The sequence below is a fragment of the Microcoleus sp. PH2017_28_MFU_U_A genome, assembly GCF_020738035.1.
Taxonomy (GTDB): domain Bacteria; phylum Cyanobacteriota; class Cyanobacteriia; order Cyanobacteriales; family Microcoleaceae; genus Microcoleus.
This window is the reverse complement of the sequence record NZ_JAEQCX010000222.1, coordinates 1-2,734: the sequence shown is the minus strand read 5'-3', so window position 1 is coordinate 2,734 and position 2,734 is coordinate 1. Positions and strand designations below refer to the sequence as shown.

The 2,734-nt window shown below is 43.4% G+C and carries 4 protein-coding genes; all 4 read left to right on the top strand.

What is annotated here, in order from left to right; all coding sequences use genetic code 11:
* Positions 1 to 864 (top strand): RNA-guided endonuclease InsQ/TnpB family protein (locus JGK14_RS33875; protein WP_325316016.1); only part of this gene is annotated, 864 nt, incomplete at its 5' end.
* 72 nt (positions 865 to 936) lie between these two features.
* Entirely contained in the window at positions 937 to 1,245 is a 309-nt protein-coding gene (locus tag JGK14_RS33870; RefSeq protein WP_293187143.1) for a hypothetical protein, read from the top strand.
* A 208-nt stretch (positions 1,246 to 1,453) separates the two neighbouring features.
* Positions 1,454 to 2,260: a thiazole synthase gene (locus tag JGK14_RS33865; protein WP_293220581.1), complete on the top strand. Its 807-nt coding sequence runs from the start codon at positions 1,454 to 1,456 to the stop codon at positions 2,258 to 2,260.
* 79 nt (positions 2,261 to 2,339) lie between these two features.
* Positions 2,340 to 2,507, top strand: coding sequence for a photosystem II assembly protein Psb34 (gene psb34 / locus JGK14_RS33860; RefSeq protein WP_293187141.1), 168 nt, complete (start codon positions 2,340 to 2,342; stop codon positions 2,505 to 2,507).
* Positions 2,508 to 2,734 lie beyond the last annotated feature (227 nt).

Genomic DNA, 2,734 nt, shown 5'->3' with positions numbered 1-2,734 from the left:
ATTTGCCAGAAGATAACTCAATATGCTTTCGACAATCTTGGTGATTCCTTCTCCTTATTTTTCTCAAAAAAAGCTGGATATCCCAAATTCAAGAAAAAGAGCCATCATGATTCCTTCACGATAGACGCAGGTGGAAAACCAATCCCGGTAGGTGGTACGTCCATAAAGTTGCCCACCATCGGCTGGGTAAAAACCTACGAAGGATTGCCTCATACCACCTGCAAGTCAATCACGATATCTCGAACTGCCGACAGTTGGTTTATTGCTTTTGCCTACGAACAGGAGCATGAATCAACTGTAAAGCAACACGATGTCGTGGGTGTTGACCTAGGAGTTAAAGAGTTAGCAACACTTTCGACGGGAGTTGTTTTCCCTAACCCAAGGCATTACAAAACGCATCTCAGTAAATTGCGTAGGCTGTCAAAGGAGTTATCCCGAAAGCTTAAAGGCTCTAGCAATAGATTAAAGGCGAAACAAAGGTTAGCAAAACATCATGAAGCGGTAGCGAATCTCAGAAAAAATACTCTCCATCAAATTACTACTTACTTAGGCAAAAACCACGCAACGATAGTAGTAGAAAATTTGAATGTTTCGGGAATGCTAGCTAATCACAAACTAGCTCAAGTTATCGCTGACTGTGGATTCTATGAATTCAAACGTCAGCTAGAATACAAAGCTAAAAAGTTTGGCTGTGAAATAATCATTGCCGACCGCTGGTTCCCTTCGAGTAAAACCTGTTCAAACTGCGGACATATTCAAGATATGCCCCTAAAAGAAAGAACCTACGACTGTGAAAGTTGTGGTCATTCGATGGACAGGGATTTGAACGCAGCAATTAATTTATCGCGCTTGGCTAAAACGTGAAAGCTTACGGAGGGATAACCGCTCCCATGCTCCCGATGAAGTAAGAAGCAAATGTCTAGACTTGTCTAGGATTTGTATAGCAGAACGCCAGATGCTGAGATTGACGGTGAGATTTCCGAATTTAAGGAGTTGACAAAATCTACTAAAAACATCAGATACCGACTTCAAGAAGGAATCAGCAGGGCAAAGAATCAAGGTGCAGCAGCCGTTATTATTCACATCAACCGAGATAGTTATGAATTTTGGAAGATAAACGATGGCATCAGAAAAGCTTTTTATTCGGACGAAAGACAACTTATCCAGAATATTATATTAGTATTCAACAGCGAAGAAGTACAACAGATTACTAGGGAGGAATGGGAAAATGGAAGACGTTTTTAATGAATTTGAAGAAGTTATACAAACTGGCTTAAAAAATAATATGCCGCGAGAGGCGAAATTGATTACAGTTGGGCAAATTGTTTATGCAGTTACTCGTGATGAGCTGACAAATAAAGAAGGTTTGCAACTGGAAGAGATGTTGGGCGGTAGAGAACAATGGAAAGAGGCACTTGAATACAGCATTTTTGGCTATCCAGTAGATACAGCAATGCCATCTTTTGATAAACCTCTGGTGATTGCTGGCAAAACTTTTCATTCTCGCTTGATGACGGGGACGGGAAAATATCGCAGCATTGCCGAAATGCAGCAAAGTGTCAACGCTAGCCGATGCGAAATTGTGACTGTGGCTGTGCGGCGAGTGCAAACAAATGCTCCCGGTCATGAAGGATTGGCAGAGGCTCTTGATTGGACTAAAATTTGGATGCTGCCGAATACTGCCGGTTGTCAAACGGCGGATGAGGCGGTTAGAGTGGCTCGTTTGGGCAGGGAAATGGCGAAGCTTTTAGGGCAGGAAGATAATAATTTTGTTAAGTTAGAAGTGATTCCGGATGCTAAATATTTGCTGCCCGATCCGATCGGCACTTTGCACGCCGCAGAGCAATTAGTCAAAGAAGGTTTTGCCGTTTTGCCTTACATCAATGCCGATCCGCTGCTAGCAAAACGCCTAGAAGAAGTCGGTTGTGCGACTGTCATGCCTTTAGGTTCGCCCATCGGTTCGGGGCAAGGGATCAATAATGCTGCCAATATTCAAATCATTATTGACACGGTGAATATCCCTGTGGTGGTGGATGCAGGGATCGGCACTCCCAGCGAAGCGGCCCAAGCCATGGAAATGGGCGCTGATGCACTTTTGATTAATTCCGCGATCGCCAATGCTCAGAATTCTCCGGCAATGGCCAAAGCAATGGGAATGGCCGCAGAAGCGGGACGTTTAGCGTACTTAGCAGGAAGAATGCCGGTCAAAGATTACGCGATCGCCTCTTCCCCCGAAACAGGTACTGTCACATCAAAATAAATTCCCGAATTTTTCAGGCACTTCGATCGCGTTTTTTTGGTACAGTGATGGCAATCAAAAATATTGAGGATTGTTGCCAATGCCTTATACTACCGAAGAAGACGGACGCTTGAACAACTTTGCCAAAGAGCCGAAGATGTACGACGCCGTACCTCCCAACAAGAACCAGCAACGGAACTACATCATCCTGGGTGTTGCCGCCGCGCTGTTAGTAGCCGGTTTGGTGTTTGTGGCTGCTTCTGTGTAAAAACTGACCTGACACTCAAAGCTGCTTCAAATCGCTATTTTAAATAATCATTCAACAAACCATGTTTCCCAACCAATGGAAACATGGTTTTTGTGTTTCAATAAAAAGCAGGTATAGCCTTTCTCAAAAACCCACATTCCGCAGATATTCGATCGGATTTAATTTCAAAAGAATTCAGAATTCTCAAAACCTCAAATAATTGCTCTGCAATCATTTGAGGCTTTTTT